The following is a 16,393-nucleotide window of genomic DNA, read 5'->3' on the forward strand; positions in this document are numbered from 1 at the left end:
GGCCCGGGCCCCCTCTTCATCCGCTCAGAGCGCCGGCGGCGTGAAGGTGCCGACCGCCGACTCCAGCGCGGCGGCGACCCGGTACATCCGGTCGTCGGCCAGCGTCGGGGCCATGATCTGGAAGCCGACCGGCAGGCCCTCGGAAAGACCGCAGGGGACCGAGATCGCCGGACCGCCGTACAGGTTCGTCGGGATGGTGAACAGGTCGGCGAGATACATCTGGTACGGGTCGCTGGTCCGCGACCCGAACGGGAACGCCACGAACGGGGTGGTCGGCGAGACCAGCACGTCCACCTGCTCGAACGCGGCCTGGAAGTCCCGGGTGATCAGGGTCCGGACCTTCTGTGCCTGGCCGTAGTAGGCGTCGTAGTAGCCACTCGACAGCGCGTAGGTGCCGAGGATGATCCGCCGCTTGACCTCGGGGCCGAAGCCCTCGTCCCGGGTCAGCGACATGACCTCCTCCAGCGACCGGCTGCCGTCGTCACCACTGCGCAGGCCATACCGCACGCCGTCGAAGCGGGCGAGGTTGGACGAGCACTCGCTCGGGGCGATCAGGTAGTAGGCGGGCAACGCGTACTGGAAGTGGGGGCAGGACACCTCGACGACCTCGGCACCCAGCTTGACCAGTGCCTCCAGGGACTCCCGGAACGCGGCGGTCACACCGGGCTCGGAGCCGTCACCGGCGAACTCCTTGACCAGGCCCAGCTTCACCCCGGTCAGATCGCCGGTCGCGCCCCGGCGGGCGGCGGCCACCACGTCCGGCACCGACTGCGGGATCGAGGTCGAGTCGCGCGGGTCGTGGCCGGCGATCACCGCGTGCAGCAGGGCGGTGTCCTCGACGGTCCGGCCGCAGGGGCCCGGGGTGTCCAGCGAGGAGGAGAACGCGATGAGGCCGTAGCGCGAGGTCCCGCCATAGGTCGGCTTGGCACCGACCGTGCCGGTGACCGCGCCCGGCTGGCGGATCGAGCCGCCGGTGTCGGTGCCGATCGCGAGCGGCGCCTCGTAGGCCGCGAGCGCCGCCGCCGAGCCGCCACCCGAGCCGCCCGGGATCCGGCCCAGGTCCCACGGGTTTTTGCTCGGACCGTACGCGCTGTACTCCGTGGAGGAGCCCATCGCGAACTCGTCCATGTTGGTCTTGCCGAGGATCGGCATGCCGGCCGCCTTGAGCCGCTCGACGATCGTCGCGTCGTATGGCGGCTTCCAGCCCTCGAGGATCTTGGAGGCGGCCGTGGTCGGGATGCCCTTGGTGGCCATCACGTCCTTGACGGCGATCGGCACACCGGCCAGCGGCCCGGTGATCTCGCCCCGGTCGACCGCGGCCGCGGCCTCGAGCGCACCGGCCCGGTCCACGTGCAGGAACGCGTGGACGCGCTCGTCCACGGCGTCGATCCGGTCGAGGTGGGCGGTCGCCACCTCGACGGCGGAGACCTCCCTCTTCCCCATGAGGGAAGCGAGCTCAGCGGCGGAAAGCCTGGTCAGGTCACTCACGGTCAGACCTCCTCGTCCAGGATCCGCGGCACGCGGAAGCGGCCCTCGTAGGCGTCCGGCGCACCGGACAGCGCCGCGTCCTGCGCCAGGCTCGGCGTGGGGACGTCATCGCGATACACGTTGGTCAACGGGACCGAGTGCGAGGTCGGCGGAATGTCCTCCGCGGCCACCTCACCGACCCGGGCGACCGACTGGAGGATCACGTCGAGCTGGCCCGCGAACCGGTCCAGCTCCTCCTCGGTCACGGCGAGCCGCGACAGGCGCGCCAGGTGCGCTACCTCTTCGCGGGAGATGGCGGCCATCCTGCCCCCTTGCTGATCAGTTACTTGACGTTTGCGATGTGCCCACAGAGTCTATTTCGCCGCGATTCCCGGGTCGGACCGGGCGGTACCGCCCCAGCCACTCCCGGAGATCCGCGGCCGGCATCGGCCTGGCGTGGAACCAGCCCTGCGCGGTGTGACAGCCGGCGGCGGCCAGAAGACGCCAGGTCACCTCGTCCTCCACACCTTCCGCGACGGCACGGAGGCCGAGGGCCTCGGCCAGACCGACCACCGATCGTACGATCGCCGCGTCCCCGGCGTCACCGGCCATACCGAGCACGAACGAGCGGTCGATCTTGACCTCGGACAGCGGCAGTCTCCGCAGGTGCTGCAATGACGAGTACCCGGTGCCGAAGTCGTCCAGCGAGATCGCCACCCCCATCCGGGACAGCCGGGTGGTGGTCTCCAGCACGCGGTGCGGATCCGCCATCAGCGCGCTCTCGGTGATCTCCAGCTGGAGCAGGTCGGCGGGCACCGCGTACCGGTCGAGGAGTGCCCCGACCCGGTCGGCGATGTCACCGGCGTGCAGGTCACGGGCGCTCACGTTGACCGCCGCCCGCAGCGGTGCGCCGGCGTCGCGCCACGCCGCCAACTGCGCCACCACCTCCTCCAGCACCCGGGCGGTGAGCAGGCGCATCACCGGGGTCGGCTCGGCCGCCCGCAGCAGTTCCTCCGGCCCGATCGTGCCGCGCCGCGGGTGCCGCCAGCGCAGCAGCGCCTCCACCCCGACGACCGCGCCGGTCGCGATCGCGATCTGCGGCTGGTAGTAGAGGACTATTCCGTCGTCCGGCGGCTCCCGGCGCAGCGCGGTCCGCAGGTCGGCGACCAGACTCAACCGGTCGGGCGTGTGCTTGGCGGCCTCCGGCCCGTGCACCGCGACCTGATCACCGCGCTGTTTCGCCTCGTACATCGCCGACTCGGCCTCCCGCAGCAGGGTGCCGCCGTCGCGACGGCCCGCCTGCAGGGCTATGCCGATCGACGCGCTCAACTCGACCGGGGTGCCGTCCAGCGGGAACGGGCGGCTCAGCGCCTCGGTCAGGTGCTGGGCGATCCGCCGGGCCGACGCCGGGTCCTCGACCCGGGTGGCGAGCACCGCGAACTCGTCCCCACCGAGCCGCACCACCAGGTCGTGGGCCGGGACCACCGCGGTGAGGCGGTCGGCGACCCGGCTCAGCAGCCGGTCGCCGGCCCCGTGCCCGAGCGCGTCGTTCACCGCGCGGAACCGGTCCAGGTCGAGCAGTAGCAGCGCCCGGCGCCGGTCGGCGGGGCGCTCGGCGATCGCGATCTGCAGGGCGCGCCGGTTGGGCAGGCCGGTCAGCGGGTCGAACCGCGCGGCCCGCTCCGACTCGCCGGCCCAGCGGACCATCCGGTGCACGGCGTGCAGGGCCACCAGGGCGAGGGGCAGCAGGGCCGGGCTGACCAGGGCGGCGACCAGGACCACCGGGCCGAGCAGCAACAGCGCGGCGGAGGCCAGGAGATCGGCGTGACCGCGGCGGCGCCGGGCCGGGGCGTGGCCGTCCGAGGTGAGGGCGCGAACCAGGCCGGCGACCGCGTGCCGGGCGGTGATCCAGGCGGCCGCGGCCACACAGATGAGCATGGCGTCCCACCAGTCGGGGCTCGGGTCGATGCGCAGCCGGCCCAGGCCGGCCACCGCCGCCGCCGCGCTGAGCGCGGCCACATGCTGCAGACCCAGATGCACGGTACGCCGCAGCGAGTGCCGCATCCGCGCCCCGGCCACCGCCACCGCGACCAGTTGCACCGCGATCGCCGGAGCCGCACCCCAGGCCAGCGCCACCGCGAAGGTGAAGCAGATGGAGGGCAGGATCACCGCGCTGGCCCGGCGCCCGGGAACCACGTAGGGCCGGGCGTCGACGAGGACGGCGAGCAGTGCCATCGCCCAGAAGGCCGGTGGCAGGGCGTCGGCCGGCCCGAGCAGCAGCAGGGTCAGGGCCACGACGCCGGCCGAGGCCGTGGAGACGATCACCGTCCGCCGGTGCCGCCGGCCGTCCGTCCGTGGGCGAGCGGCATCCATGCGACCTCCACGATGGCCTCGATCACCAATCGCATACACCATAGATCCATATGGCGGTTTTTGCCTTAAAGCACCTATACGTAGTTAGACACCCCTAATGTCCTGAACGTGGGATCCGTCACGATTCACCCTTCCGGGGTGGTCTCGGCGACGGCGCGGGCCGCCTCCGGGCCCTCGGCGAGCAGCACGGCGAACCCGGCCTCGTCGAGCACCGGCACCTTGAGAGCGACCGCCTTGTCGTACTTGCTGCCGGGGTTCTCCCCGACCACCACGAAACCGGTCTTCTTCGACACCGAGCCGCTCACCTTGCCGCCCCGGGACGTGATCTCCTCGGCCGCCCTGTCCCGGGTGTAACCGGCGAGCGTGCCGGTCACCACCACGGTCAGCCCGTCCAGCGTGCGCGGGCCGGTCTCGACCCGCTCGTCGGCCATCACCACACCGGCCGCCCGCCACTTCTGGATGATCTCGCGGTGCCAGTCGACGGCGAACCACTCACGCAGGCTCTCCGCGATGGTCGGCCCGACACCGTCCACCGCGGCGAGCGGGTCGACGGCCTTGGCGGCCCTCCGCCGGGTCGCCGTAGCGGCCGCCTCCACCTCGCCCGCGTCCGCCTCGCCCGCGTCTGCCTCATTCTCGTCCACCGAGGCAGCGTCCATGTGGGCAGCATCCGCCGGAGCAGCGTCCGCGGACGCAGCGTTCGCCAGCGGGGCATCCGTCTGGGCATCCGCCAAGGCGGCATCCGCCCGCGCGGCATCGGCTCCGGCCGGCGGGAATGCGGCCGACGTCTGCTCGATGAGCTCCTCGATCGCCGCCATCGAGCCGAACTCCAGCGCCAGCGCGCCGGCCGCATCCGGTCCGACGTGGCGGATCGACAGTCCGCGCAGGATACGGGCGAGCGGCCGCGTCTTCGCCTCGGCCAGGCTGGCCAGCATCTTGGTGGCGTTGGCGCCGAGCGTGCCGTCCTTCTTCACGAAGAACGGGGCCCGCAGCAGATCCTCCTCGGTGAGGTTGAACAGGTCACCCTCGTCGAACAGCACACCCGAGTCGATCAGCGCCCGCGCCGACTTCTCCCCCAGCACGTCGATGTCGAGGACGTTGCGATGACCGACATACGTCAGCCGCTCGCGGCGCTGGCCCAGGCAATACCGCGAATTCGGGCAGCGGATGTCGATGTCGCCCTCTTTCGCCGGGGCCAGCGGGGTGCCGCAGTCGGGGCACTCGGTGGGCATCACGAACGCCCGCGCGTCCGCCGGGCGCAGCTCCAGAACCGGCCCGAGGATCTCCGGGATCACGTCGCCGGCCTTGCGCAGCACCACGGTGTCGCCGATCAGCACGCCCTTGCGGACCACCTCCTGCGCGTTGTGCAGGGTGGCGAACTCGACCTCCGACCCGGCCACCACGACCGGCTCCACCACGGCATACGGGGTGACCCGGCCGGTGCGGCCCACGTTGACCGCGATGTCGAGAAGCCGGGTGGTGACCTCCTCCGGCGGGTATTTGTACGCGATCGCCCAGCGTGGGGCTCGGCTCGTCGAACCCAGCCGCCCCTGGATCGCCACGTCGTCGATCTTGACCACCACGCCGTCGATGTCGTGCTCGACGTCGTGCCGGTGCTTGCCGTAGAACTCGATGAACTCGCGCACCCCGGCCAGGTCGTCGACCAGCTTCCACCGCGAGCTGACCGGCAGCCCCCACGCCCTCATCGCCTCGTAGGCCGCCGACTGCGAGGCCGGGCTGAAGCCCTCACGCGCGCCGAGACCGTGCACCACCATGCCCAGCCCGCGCGCGGCGGTGACCCGTGGGTCCTTCTGCCGCAGGCTGCCCGACGCCGCGTTGCGCGGGTTCATGTACGTCGGTCTGCCCTGCTCGACCAGCATCGCGTTGAGTGCCGCGAACGCCTCCGCCGGGAAGTAGATCTCGCCGCGCACCTCGACCAGATCGGGCAGGTCGTCGCCGGTCAGCCGCTCCGGGATGTCGGCGATGGTGCGCACGTTGGGCGTCACGTCGTCACCGACGCGCCCGGTGCCCCGGGTGGCGGCACGGACGAGCACGCCCTTCTCATACGTCAGGTTGATTGCCAGGCCGTCGATCTTGAGCTCGCAGAGGAAGCGCACCGGCCCGCCGGCGTCGCGCTCCGCGCGCTCGGCCCATGCCGTCAGCTCGTCGAGGCTGAACACGTTGTCCAGCGACATCATCCGCTCGGCGTGCTCGACCTTGGGGAAGTCACCGGAGACCGTGCCGCCGACGCTCTGGGTGGGCGACTCGGGGGTGCGCAGCTCGGGGAACTCCGCCTCCAGCGCCTCCAGCTCGCGCAGCAGCAGGTCGAACTCGGCGTCCGACACCGTCGGGGCGTCGAGCTGGTAATAGCGGTGCTGGTGCTCGCGGATCTCGTCGGCCAGCTCGGCATGCCGGGACGCCGCCCGCAGAGCCGGATCCGCCTCGGGTGTAGCCACTGAACCGAACCTCCGTGTCAGGAATACCTAGGTGGCACGGTAGTCCCACCCCCTGACACTTTCCGCCCTCAGACCTCGGCGATCCGGCGGCCGGCCTCCGTACACGCCTTGAGCAACGCGCGAACATACCCCACCGGCGCGCCCGCCAGCCCGCACGCCGGAGTGATCACGACCTGCTCGGGCAGCCGCGCCGGCGGGAAGCCGAGACGCCGCCACAGGGTGCTCACCCGCTCGGCGATCTGCTTCGACTCCGGGGGCCGCCCACCGGGCGGGCGGGTCGGCGCCGCGCCCGCGAAGATCCCCAGGCCGGCCTCGATCGCCTCGCCCAGCGGGTCCAGGTCCTTGATCAGCGACAGGTCGAGGGCCACCGCCACGGCACCGGCGTCGCGGATCACCTGGAGCGGGATCTGCGGCGCGCAGCAGTGCACGATCACCGGAGCGCCGGCGGCGTCGACCACGGTCCGCAGGCGGGTCGCCGCGTCCGGGCCGTCCACCTCCCGGTACGCGCTGAGCCCGCTCTCGGTCGGCACCCGCCCGGCCATCACGGTCGGCAGGGACGGCTCGTCCAGCTGGAGCAGGATCGTGGCGCCGGGCACCCGCTTGCGCACGTCGGCCACGTGCCGGCGGAGTCCCTCGGCGAGTGAGTCGGTCAGATCCCGGACGGCGCCCGGGTCCCGCAGCATCCGGCCGCCGATCGGCAGATCCAGACCGGCGGCGAGGGTCCACGGCCCGGCCGCTTGGATCTTGAGCGGCCCGGTGTATCCGTCGGCCTGCTCGGTCAGCTGGTCCAGGTCACGTTCCAGCAGGTCAGCGGTTTGGCGCAGATCTTTTCCGGGCCTCGAGCTGATCTGCCACCGCCCGGCGTAGATCTCGACCGGCAGCTCGACCAGGAATCCGGCGGTCCGCCCGATCATGTCCGCTCCCGGGCCGCGATCCGGCAGCTCGGGCAGGTGCGGCAGGCCGGGCAGCTCACCCAGGACGATGCGCTGGGCCTCGGCGATGTCGATACCCGGCAGCGACCCGATGCCGGTCGCGGCGCCCGGCCCCCACGGGAAGTCAGGCATGTGACTCGGCCCGCGCGCCGGCCGTGATCGTCGCCGAGCCGAGCACGATGTCGCCGCCGGGGTCGGGCCGGTAGGCCACGATCGCCTGACCGGCGGCGACCCCCCGCGCGGGCGATTTCAGGGTCGCCACCAGCGTCTCCCCGGTCACCGACACCGACGCGCCGACGACCTCGCCGTGCGCCCGGAGCTGGACCTCACAGTCCGTGGTGTCCGATGCCGCGTGCCAGATCGGGCGGTCGGCCGTCACCACGTCCACGGCGAGGTCCTCGCGCGGCCCCACGGTCACCGTGTTGGAGACGGGCGTGATCGAGAGCACGTAGCGCGGACGGCCGTCGGCGGCCGGGACCCGCAGGTCGAGGCCCTTGCGCTGGCCGATGGTGAACCCGTAGGCACCGTTGTGCGTGCCGAGTCTCTCCCCGGTCCGCCCGTCGACGATGTCGCCGGGCGCCGACCCGAGCCGGCTCTCCAGGAACCCGCGGGTGTCACCGTCGGAGATGAAGCAGATGTCGTGCGAGTCGGGCTTGTCGGCGACGGCCAGGCCCCGCTCGGCCGCCTCGGCCCGGACCTGTTCCTTCGTCGAGTCACCGAGGGGGAAGATCGCCCGGTCCAGCTGCGCGCGGGTCAGCACGGCCAGCACGTACGACTGGTCCTTGGGCAGGTCGACGCTGCGGCGCAGCAGCCCGTCGGCGCCCAGGCGGGCGTGGTGGCCGGTGACCACCGCGTCGAAGCCGAGCGCGACCGCCCGGTCCAGCACGGCGGTGAACTTGATCTTCTCGTTGCAGCGCAGGCACGGGTTCGGTGTGCGGCCCGCCGCATACTCGTTGACGAAGTCGTCGACCACGCTGTCGTGGAACTCCTCCGCCATGTCCCAGACGTAGAACGGGATGCCGATCACGTCGGCCGCCCGGCGCGCGTCGCGCGAGTCCTCCAGGGTGCAGCAGCCGCGCGCCCCGGTCCGGAACGTCTGTGGATTACGGGCCAGCGCCAGGTGCACCCCGGTGACGTCATGGCCGGCATCCCGGGCGCGCGCGGCGGCGACCGCGGAGTCGACACCACCCGACATGGCCGCAAGAACTCGCATGAACCCCAGCCTATCCGGGCCCGGTGCGCACCTGTTCAGCGCGGCATCGGCGAACGGCCGGGCCGGTCAGCGCGGCGTCTTCCAGGCACCGGCCCGCCGGGCCCGCTCCACCGCTCCGGGCAGGGCCACGAGCAGCGCGTCCACATCCGCCTTCGTACTGTCGTGCCCGAGGCTGAACCGCAGCGACGACCGCGCCCGCCCGTCGTCGGCGCCCATCGCGAGCAGCACGTGACTGGGCTGTGCCACCCCCGCCGAGCACGCCGACCCGGTCGAGCAGTAGATCCCCTGCGCGTCCAGGAGCAGCAGCAACGCGTCCCCCTCGCAGCCGGGGAAGGAGAAGTGCGCGTTGCCGGGCAGCCGGCCGTCCGGGTCGCCGTTGAGGATCGCGTCCGGAATCGCGGCCCGCACCCGGCCCACCAGGTCGTCCCGCAGCGCGGCCACCCGGGCCGTGTGCTCCTCGCGCTCGGTGACCGCGGCCTCGACCGCCGTGGCGAACGCCACCACACCGGGTGTGTCCAGGGTCCCCGATCGCACGTCCCGCTCCTGGCCGCCGCCGTGCAGCAGCGGGGTGCACGGCACGTCCCGGCCGAGCAGCAGGGCACCCACCCCGACCGGCCCGCCGACCTTGTGCCCGGTGAGCGTCAGCGCCGCGGCCCCGCTGCCCGCGAAGTCGACCGGGACCTGCCCGACCGCCTGCACCGCGTCGGTGTGAAAAGGGACACCCGCGCCCGCCGCGATCGCCGCCAGCTCGGTCACCGGCTGCACCGTACCGACCTCGTTGTTGGCCCACTGCACGCTGACCACCGCGATCTCGTCGCCGTGCGCCCGCACCAGCTCGGCGAACTCGGCCGGATCGACCCGTCCCGCCGCGTCCACCGGCTGCAACGTGACGTCGGCGCCCTCGTGCCGCCCGAGCCACTCGACCGCGTCCAGAACGGCGTGGTGCTCCACCGCCGAGGCCACCACACGCCGCTTCCGCGGATCGGCGTCCCGGCGTGCCCAGAAGATGCCCTTGGCCGCGAGATTGTCGGCTTCCGTGCCGCCGCCGGTGAACACCACTTCCGACGGCCGCGCTCCGAGCACCGCGGCCACCCGCTCGCGCGACTCCTCCACCAGCCGTCGCGCGCCCCGCCCCGCCGCATGCAGCGAAGAAGGATTCCCAAGCTCACGCGCCGCCGCGACGTAGGCGTCCAGCGCGGCGGGCAGCATCGGCGTGGTCGCCGCATGATCAAGGTAGGCCATCACCGTCAAGCTTAGGCCGTCCGCCCGCCGTCTTCGGTGCCCGTCCTCCCCCAAAGATCAACACCACACTTCCGCTCCGGTACGCCGCAGCCCGCCCCCGACCGCATCGGTCCCGCCCCGTCCGTCCCGCGCGGGGCAGGCGGTGGTCCGGGCCGATGGGCGCCCGCCGGGGGAAAACGGAACGGCCCGGCGGAGGACCGCCGGGCCGTGACCGTATGCCTGTCTCACTTACGCTTGCGGATCTCCTCGGCGGCCTGCGGGATCACCTTGAAGAGGTCGCCGACCACGCCGAAGTCGGCCAGCTCGAAGATCGGGGCCTCGGCGTCCTTGTTGACCGCGACGATCGTCTTCGAGGTCTGCATGCCGGCCCGGTGCTGGATCGCACCGGAGATGCCGAGCGCCACGTACAGCTGCGGCGACACCGTCTTGCCGGTCTGCCCGACCTGGAACTGGTGCGGGTAGTAACCGCTGTCGACCGCCGCACGCGACGCGCCGACCGCACCGCCGAGCAGGTCGGCCAGCTCCTCGACCAGCTTGAAGTTGTCCGCGTTGCCGACGCCGCGACCGCCGGAGACCACGATGCCGGCCTCGGTCAGCTCGGGGCGCGAGCCCTTCTGCTCGACGACCCGCTCGACGACCTTGGTCAGCTTGTCGGTCCCGGAGACGGCGACCGTCAGCTGCTCGACCGCGGGGGACGCGGCGGCGGGCACCGGGGTGACCGAGTTCGGGCGGACCGTGACGATCGGCAGGCCCTTGGTCACCTTGGACTTGACGATCGCGGAGCCGGCGAACACGGCCTGGGTGGCGGTGCCGTCGGCGGCGACCTCGACCGCGTCGGTGAGCAGGCCGTTGTCCAGCTTGATCGCCAGGCGGGCGGCGATCTCCTTGCCCTCCTGGGTGGAGGCGAGCAGCACGGCGGCCGGCTGCACGCTCTTGACCAGCTCGGCGATCACGGTGGCCTTGGGGGCGACCAGGTAGCCGTCGACGTCCTCACCGGACGCCGCGTAGATCTTCTCGGCGCCGTACTCACCCAGCTTGGCGGTGTCGGCGTCGCCGAACACCACCGCCGAGACGGACCCGAGTCCACGGGCGATCGTCAGCAGCTCGAGGGTGACCTTCTTGACGCCGTTCTCGACGACGACCAGTACTTCAGCCATGTCTTCCTATCCCCTCAGACTCAGACGAACTTCTCGGTGGCGAGGTACGAGACGAGCTGCTCGCCACCGTTGCCCTCGTCGACGACCTTGGCGCCACCGGTGCGTGCCGGGCGCTTGGTGAATTCCAGCACCTGGCTGGTGGCGCCGGCGAAGCCGACCTCGTCACCGGAGATGCCCAGGTCACCCAGGGAAAGGGCCTGCACCGGCTTCTTCTTGGCGGCCATGATGCCCTTGAAGGACGGGTACCGCGGCTCGTTGATGGTGTCCCACACGCTCACGATCGCCGGGGTGGCGGCCGTGACGACCTCGTAGCCCTCGTCGGTCTGCCGCTCGACGGTCAGCTGCGAACCGTCCACGGTGAGCTTGCGGGCGCCGGTGAGGGCCGCCACGCCGAGGAGCTCGGCCAGCATGTGCGGGACGACCTGGACACGGCCGTCGGTGGACTCGGCGCCACTGAGGATCAGGTCGGCGTTCAGGGTGCGCAGCGCGGCGGCGAGCACCTTGGACGTGGCGACCGCACAGGAGCCGTGCAGGGCGTCGTCCTGCACGTGGACAGCCTTGTCGGGCCCCATGGACAGGGCCTTGCGGATGGAGTCGGTAGCGCCTGCCGGACCGACGGTCAGGACGGTCACCTCGCCGCCGTGCGCCTCTTTGATCTTCAGCGCTTCCTCGATGGCGTACTCGTCCATCTCGTTGATGACGTTGCTCGACGAGGCTCGGTCCACCGAGAAATCAGCGCTCAGGGTGCGCTCGGCACCGGAGTCGGGTACCTGCTTCACCAGTACGACGATGTTCATCGCGCTCCTACGACCCTCCTGTATTGAACGCACCGTTGCGGTCGACCCTGTCCTTGGCGCCGGAACGATGCCGGGGCGGCGGACATGTCAGCCAGGTTACCCGCCAGTAGCTTCACTGTTGCCGGCCACCCAGAGTGACACACCTCACCCGCATGGCGATCTCGATCGCTACAGTGGGCGATGAGGAGGTGTCAGACATGTCCGGTCAAAACGTCTCACTCGTGGAGGGCACAAGCCCATCCACGACCCATACTCCCTCACGCCCCGATCCCCTGGAGCCGCAGTCCCATGGACGAGCGGGCCCGGACTCCCCGTGGTGCCTGTGCGGACGGCCACGCGAGGCGTGCGTGAGTGACGAAGTCCGCAATCTCTGGCACCACCTTCTTGACCCATTAGGTCAATAATCGGCAGCGTGTTCGGTGAGCTGAGGCATTGGTTCGGCACGTCACAGACCGGCAGCACTCCCGACTACCGCTTCTCGCTCGCCAACGAGCGGACCTTCCTGGCCTGGATCCGCACCGGCCTGGCCCTGATCGCGGGCGGCCTGGCCTCCGCGCAGTTCCTGCCACCGCTCCCGGTCGCCCACCTGCGGGAGATCATCGCGATCCTGCTGCTGGTGCTCGGCGGGCTGGTCGCGCTGCGGGCCGTCGACCACTGGGTGCGCACCGAACGGGCCATGCGCCTGGGCACGGATCTGCCGCGGTCACGGTTCCCGGCGGTGCTGGCGGTCGCGGTGGCCGCCGGTGCGGTGGTGCTCATCGTCGCGGTCCTGATCCAGGTGTTCTGATGAGCGGCCCCTGCGCCGAGCACCGGCAGGACCCGGGAGCGTGCGGGGAGGTGCGCCGCGATCCGGGTGCCTCGGCCGAGCGGACCCGGCTCGCCTGGCGGCGTACCGGACTGTCCGCGGCCGTGGTGGCGCTGCTCGCCGTCCGGCCGGCGTTCCGGCCCGGCGCCGGGCCGGCCGAGTGGCTCGCCGCGGCGGCGTCCATGGTCACCTGGGCGGGCGCCGTCGGCATCGCCCTGCACCGGGCACGCGATCTGCGGGCCCGTTTCCCCGGGCCGGCCCCGCGTCCGATCCGGGCCTACGCCGTCCTGGTCACCGCGCTCGCGATGCTCGGCTGTTGGGTTGTCATGCTCTGATCGTCGCCGTCCCGCCGCGGGCGGGGCATCATTGCGGCATGGTCCGGTTGTTCATCCTCCTGGCCGGGGCGGCGCTCGTGCTGCTCGTCCTGGCACTCATCAGCGTTCTGTCGGCCGAGCGGGTGCGTCACGCCCCGCGCGCCGTCTGGGTCCTGGTGGTCCTGCTCGTCCCGATCGCCGGCCCGATCCTCTATTTCGTCGCGGGCCGCCCCATTGATCGCACCCGCCGGCCGTCCCGGCGCCCGGCCTCACCCGACGACGATCCGGATTTCCTGCGGTCCATGGACGACGAGCAGTCGCGCCGTGACCGTGAGCTGCTCGCCCAGTGGGAACGCGACATCCACCAGGACGACGAGCAGCAGGACCGTCCGTGACCGTCAGCGGAGGCCGAGCAGATCCGCGATGTCCTTGAAGACGTTCACCGCGTCCTGCTCGATCGTCGCGTTGTTGCCGTACCCGTAGGCGAGGATCAGCGCCACGATCGGCACGGTGATCATCACCAGCAGGCTGATCAGGACCTGGAGCGTGCGCCGCACACGGCCACGCCGGCGCGGCCGGTGGACCAGTGCCGGCTCCGGGGTGTGCTGCGGCTGCTGCGGCACGGAGGCGGTCGCCCGCTGCGGCGAGACCGGGCGGGCGGAGCCCACCGCCGGTGAGACCGGACGGGACGGGATCACCACAGGTTGCTGGGCACGCTGCGGGCGCGACGGTGGCCCGGGTTGCCTCTGCGGTGGTACGGGCGTCCGGCTCTCATACTCCGGCGGGCTGGTGGCCACCGTCGCGTCCGGGTCGGGACGCCAGGTGACCGAGGCGGCGTGCGGCCACGGGTCCACCGGCGGGCGCAGGTGCGGCGGGGCGTCCGGGCCTCCCTGCCGGGACGGGCGACCGGGACCACGGCCGGAGCCACGGCTCTGGTTCGGGACGGAGCGGGACGGCGGGCCGTCCGGCCGGGGCTGTCGTTTCGGCAGCGCGTCGACGTCACTCTCGCGAGCCGGAACCGCCTGCGCCGGCACCATCCGCGTACGCGCCGGTGTCTTGACCGTGTCGTCGGCCGAGGTGCCCGCGGCGGCCGGTGCCGGGCGCTCGGGGTCCTCCAGGGCCTGCTCGGACGGCACGGCCGGCACCGGCGTGGTCGCGGGCGGCGGGAGCGGCCGGTCCACCGGCGCGGTCGGCCGGTCCGCCTCGATCTCCGCCTTCGACGCGACCACCGTCGCCCGGTCGTCCATCGACGATTTCGACGCGACCACCGTGGGCCGGTCGTTCATCAGCGATTTCGACGCCACCACCGTCGGCCGGTCATCCATCAACGATTTCGACGCGACCACGGTCGGCCGGTCATCCATCAACGATTTCGACGCGACGACGGTGGGCCGGTCGTCCGGCACCGGCTTCGGGGCCGGCGCCGTCGTCGGCCGGTCCTCCGTCGACGGCCCGGCCGCCACCGCCGCGCGGTCGTCGATGAGTGATTTCGACGCGACCACGGTGGGCCGGTCGTCCATCCGCGGCTTCTCGGTCACCATGGTCGGCCGGTCGGCCGGCGCGTGCGGGGATGCCGGGCGGTCGCCGGACGGCTCGTCGGCGACCTCGGACGACAGGTACCTCGACGGCAGGCGCAGTTCCTCGGTGGGGCCGGGTGCGGCCGGTTCGGTGCTGAGCAGGGCCGCGCCGGCCAGGATGCTGCCCTCGGCGACGACCAGCTCGGGCTGCTCGATGACGACCGGCGGGTCGCCGAGCGCGCGGTGCAGCAACGTCGCCACGAGCGGGATCCGGCTGGCACCGCCGACCAGGAAGACCCCGGCGAGCCGGCCGTCCGGCAGATCGGCCCAGCGCAGGAGATTTTGCGTGATCTGAACCGTCTGCTCCAGCACGGGCCGGGCGACCGTCTCCAGTTCCTCCCGGGTGAGGTGCGCCTCGACGTCGAGCAGCGGCACCACGAAATCAGCGGACTGGGCGCGGGAGAGCCGCTCCTTCGCGATCCGCACGTCGTCCCAGAGCTGGCGGCGGGCGCGGCGCTCCTCGACGGTGGCCGGCTCCATCAACCGGGCCCACTCGTCGGTGCGCAGGTGCTCGACGACCGCGGCGTCCACGTCCAGGCCGCCGAGATCGTCGCGGCCGTCGACGGCGAGCACCTCGAACCCGGAGGAGGTCCGGGCGACGACGCTGGTGTCGAAGGTGCCGGCTCCGAAGTCGTGCACCATCACGACCGAACCGATCGGCACGTCCCGGCCGAGGACCTCGGCGAAGTAGGTGGCCGCGGCGACCGGCTCGGCGACCAGGCGGGCGCCCTCCAGACCGGCCCGGGCGGCGGCCTCGGCCAGCAGCGTCCGGCGGGTCGCGCCCCAGCTGGCCGGGCAGGTGAGGGTGACTTCCGGACGATACGGCCCGACCGCGCGGTGCCACTCCTCGGCGACCCGGGCCAGGACGGCCGCGATCAGATCGACGATCTCGAACTCACGCTCACCGAGCAGCACCAGGCCGTCGTCGACCCGCCGTTTCGGGTTGGGCTCGAACTTCGCCGGGTCGAGGCGGGCGCTGTGCACGGCATCCCGGCCGACGAGCAGATTGCCCTCGGCGTCGGCGAACACGGCGGACGGCAGCAGTGGAGAACCGTCGACGAGGATCGGCCGGGAGCGGCCGTCCGGCCATCGCGCCACGGCGACGGTGTTGGAGGTGCCGAAGTCGACGCCGAGGGCGTACCGCTTCGGACCACCCTGGTCGATGGGCATGCCCGCAGTCTAGGCAATGACTGCCCGCATCCGAGCGATCCACTACCTGCCGGTGAACTTGGGGGCCCGCTTCTCGACGAACGCGGTAGTCCCTTCGAGCCGATCGTCGGTGGCGAACAGGCCCGCGAACAGGTGTGACTCCAGCGCCAGGCCGGACGGGAGGTCGACACTCAGGCCGCCGTCGACGGCCTGTTTCGCCGCGCGCAGCGCCAGGGCCGGGCCGGTCGTGTACTGCCGGACCAGCTCGACGGCCGCGGTGTACACCTCGGCGGCCGGGACCACCCGGTCGGCCAGGCCGATCCGCAGTGCCTCCGCGCTGTCCACCATCCGGCCGGAGAAGATCAGATCCTTGGCCTTGGCCGGGCCGATCAGCCGGGCCAGGCGCTGGGTGCCGCCGGCGCCCGGGATGATGCCGAGTTTGATCTCCGGCTGGCCGAGCTTCGCGTCCTCGGCGATCACCCGCCAGTCGCAGGCCAGCGCCAGCTCGCAGCCGCCACCCAGCGCATATCCGCTGATCGCGGCGACCACCGGCTTGGGGATCCGGGCGACCGCGTCGAACGCACCGGACAGCGCATGCGTCCGGGCCACCATCTCCTGGTAAGTCACGCTGGTGAACTCGGTGATGTCGGCGCCCGCGGCGAAGTGCCTCCCCGCGCCGTGCACGACCACCGCCCGCACCGACGCGTCGTCCGACGCCTGCTGCGCCGCGGTCCGCAACTCCTCCTGGACCTGGGTGTTCAGCGCGTTCACCGGTGGCCGTTCGAGCCGGATCGTGCCGATGCCGTCCGCCACTTCGAGCCGCACGAACTCGCCCACCCGGACCTCCTCGTCATCGAGTCGTTTCGCCGCCAGCCTACGACGGGTAGGCATTAGATTGGTCCCCCTGGGGAGGA

14 protein-coding genes are annotated in these 16,393 nt (G+C 72.2%); 3 read left to right on the forward strand and 11 right to left on the reverse strand.

What is annotated here, in order from left to right; translation table 11 throughout:
• Positions 1-24: 24 nt before the first annotated feature.
• The 9 genes from gatA to BC793_RS08550 form a co-directional block, all read right to left on the reverse strand.
• Positions 25-1,488 carry an Asp-tRNA(Asn)/Glu-tRNA(Gln) amidotransferase subunit GatA gene (gene gatA / locus BC793_RS08510; protein WP_109590995.1) on the reverse strand — a complete coding sequence of 488 codons (1,464 nt, stop codon included), beginning with the start codon at positions 1,486-1,488 and terminating at the stop codon, positions 25-27.
• A gap of 2 nt (positions 1,489-1,490) precedes the next feature.
• On the reverse strand, positions 1,491-1,790 hold the full coding sequence (gene gatC / locus BC793_RS08515; RefSeq protein ID WP_109590997.1) for an Asp-tRNA(Asn)/Glu-tRNA(Gln) amidotransferase subunit GatC: 300 nt from the start codon (positions 1,788-1,790) through the stop codon (positions 1,491-1,493).
• A gap of 16 nt (positions 1,791-1,806) precedes the next feature.
• Positions 1,807-3,840, reverse strand: coding sequence for a putative bifunctional diguanylate cyclase/phosphodiesterase (locus tag BC793_RS08520; RefSeq protein ID WP_109590999.1), 2,034 nt, complete (start codon positions 3,838-3,840; stop codon positions 1,807-1,809).
• A gap of 125 nt (positions 3,841-3,965) precedes the next feature.
• Positions 3,966-6,293 (reverse strand): NAD-dependent DNA ligase LigA, encoded by a 2,328-nt coding sequence (gene ligA, locus BC793_RS08525; RefSeq protein WP_109591001.1) that lies wholly within the window; start codon positions 6,291-6,293, stop codon positions 3,966-3,968.
• Between the two features lie 68 nt (positions 6,294-6,361).
• Complete coding sequence (locus BC793_RS08530; protein ID WP_109591003.1) at positions 6,362-7,357, reverse strand: methionine synthase; 996 nt, start codon at positions 7,355-7,357, stop codon at positions 6,362-6,364.
• Positions 7,350-8,438 (reverse strand): tRNA 2-thiouridine(34) synthase MnmA, encoded by a 1,089-nt coding sequence (gene mnmA, locus BC793_RS08535; protein ID WP_109591005.1) that lies wholly within the window; start codon positions 8,436-8,438, stop codon positions 7,350-7,352. Before mnmA ends, BC793_RS08530 begins: the two co-directional genes overlap by 8 nt.
• 66 nt (positions 8,439-8,504) lie before the next feature.
• Complete coding sequence (locus BC793_RS08540; protein ID WP_109591007.1) at positions 8,505-9,680, reverse strand: cysteine desulfurase family protein; 1,176 nt, start codon at positions 9,678-9,680, stop codon at positions 8,505-8,507.
• A gap of 224 nt (positions 9,681-9,904) precedes the next feature.
• Positions 9,905-10,837: an electron transfer flavoprotein subunit alpha/FixB family protein gene (locus BC793_RS08545; protein WP_109591009.1), complete on the reverse strand. Its 933-nt coding sequence runs from the start codon at positions 10,835-10,837 to the stop codon at positions 9,905-9,907.
• A gap of 20 nt (positions 10,838-10,857) precedes the next feature.
• Entirely contained in the window at positions 10,858-11,634 is a 777-nt protein-coding gene (locus BC793_RS08550) for an electron transfer flavoprotein subunit beta/FixA family protein (protein ID WP_109591011.1), read from the reverse strand.
• Positions 11,635-12,046: 412 nt separating this feature from the next.
• Between BC793_RS08550 and BC793_RS08555 the strand changes: the two genes are divergently transcribed.
• From BC793_RS08555 to BC793_RS08565, 3 genes are read left to right on the forward strand one after another with little or no spacing between them, the layout of a single operon-like run.
• The gene (locus BC793_RS08555; RefSeq protein WP_203896043.1) at positions 12,047-12,421 is read left to right on the forward strand and encodes a YidH family protein; all 375 of its coding nucleotides are present in this window, start codon (positions 12,047-12,049) and stop codon (positions 12,419-12,421) included.
• Positions 12,421-12,774 (forward strand): DUF202 domain-containing protein, encoded by a 354-nt coding sequence (locus BC793_RS08560; RefSeq protein ID WP_109591015.1) that lies wholly within the window; start codon positions 12,421-12,423, stop codon positions 12,772-12,774. Before BC793_RS08555 ends, BC793_RS08560 begins: the two co-directional genes overlap by 1 nt.
• A 38-nt stretch (positions 12,775-12,812) precedes the next feature.
• The gene (locus BC793_RS08565; RefSeq protein ID WP_109591017.1) at positions 12,813-13,148 is read left to right on the forward strand and encodes a PLDc N-terminal domain-containing protein; all 336 of its coding nucleotides are present in this window, start codon (positions 12,813-12,815) and stop codon (positions 13,146-13,148) included.
• A gap of 3 nt (positions 13,149-13,151) precedes the next feature.
• On the opposite strand, the gene BC793_RS51145 is transcribed toward BC793_RS08565, so the two are convergent.
• Positions 13,152-15,500 (reverse strand): Hsp70 family protein, encoded by a 2,349-nt coding sequence (locus BC793_RS51145; RefSeq protein ID WP_239169713.1) that lies wholly within the window; start codon positions 15,498-15,500, stop codon positions 13,152-13,154.
• Between the two features lie 42 nt (positions 15,501-15,542).
• Complete coding sequence (locus BC793_RS08575; protein ID WP_109591019.1) at positions 15,543-16,316, reverse strand: enoyl-CoA hydratase/isomerase family protein; 774 nt, start codon at positions 16,314-16,316, stop codon at positions 15,543-15,545.
• Positions 16,317-16,393 lie beyond the last annotated feature (77 nt).

Origin of the sequence: Actinoplanes xinjiangensis (genome assembly GCF_003148685.1) — a bacterium.
Lineage (GTDB): Bacteria > Actinomycetota > Actinomycetes > Mycobacteriales > Micromonosporaceae > Actinoplanes > Actinoplanes xinjiangensis.

Bases quoted from the DNA above. Each gene is read 5' to 3' on its own strand.
- BC793_RS08545 (WP_109591009.1), bottom strand. From the start codon at position 10,837: ATGGCTGAAGTACTGGTCGTCGTCGAGAACGGCGTCAAGAAGGTCACC.
- BC793_RS08540 (WP_109591007.1), bottom strand. From the start codon at position 9,680: ATGGCCTACCTTGATCATGCGGCGACCACGCCGATGCTGCCCGCCGCG.
- BC793_RS51145 (WP_239169713.1), bottom strand. From the start codon at position 15,500: ATGCCCATCGACCAGGGTGGTCCGAAGCGGTACGCCCTCGGCGTCGAC.
- BC793_RS08550 (WP_109591011.1), bottom strand. From the start codon at position 11,634: ATGAACATCGTCGTACTGGTGAAGCAGGTACCCGACTCCGGTGCCGAG.
- gatC (WP_109590997.1), bottom strand. From the start codon at position 1,790: ATGGCCGCCATCTCCCGCGAAGAGGTAGCGCACCTGGCGCGCCTGTCG.
- BC793_RS08530 (WP_109591003.1), bottom strand. From the start codon at position 7,357: ATGCCTGACTTCCCGTGGGGGCCGGGCGCCGCGACCGGCATCGGGTCG.
- BC793_RS08560 (WP_109591015.1), top strand. From the start codon at position 12,421: ATGAGCGGCCCCTGCGCCGAGCACCGGCAGGACCCGGGAGCGTGCGGG.
- BC793_RS08565 (WP_109591017.1), top strand. From the start codon at position 12,813: ATGGTCCGGTTGTTCATCCTCCTGGCCGGGGCGGCGCTCGTGCTGCTC.
- BC793_RS08520 (WP_109590999.1), bottom strand. From the start codon at position 3,840: ATGGATGCCGCTCGCCCACGGACGGACGGCCGGCGGCACCGGCGGACG.
- mnmA (WP_109591005.1), bottom strand. From the start codon at position 8,438: ATGCGAGTTCTTGCGGCCATGTCGGGTGGTGTCGACTCCGCGGTCGCC.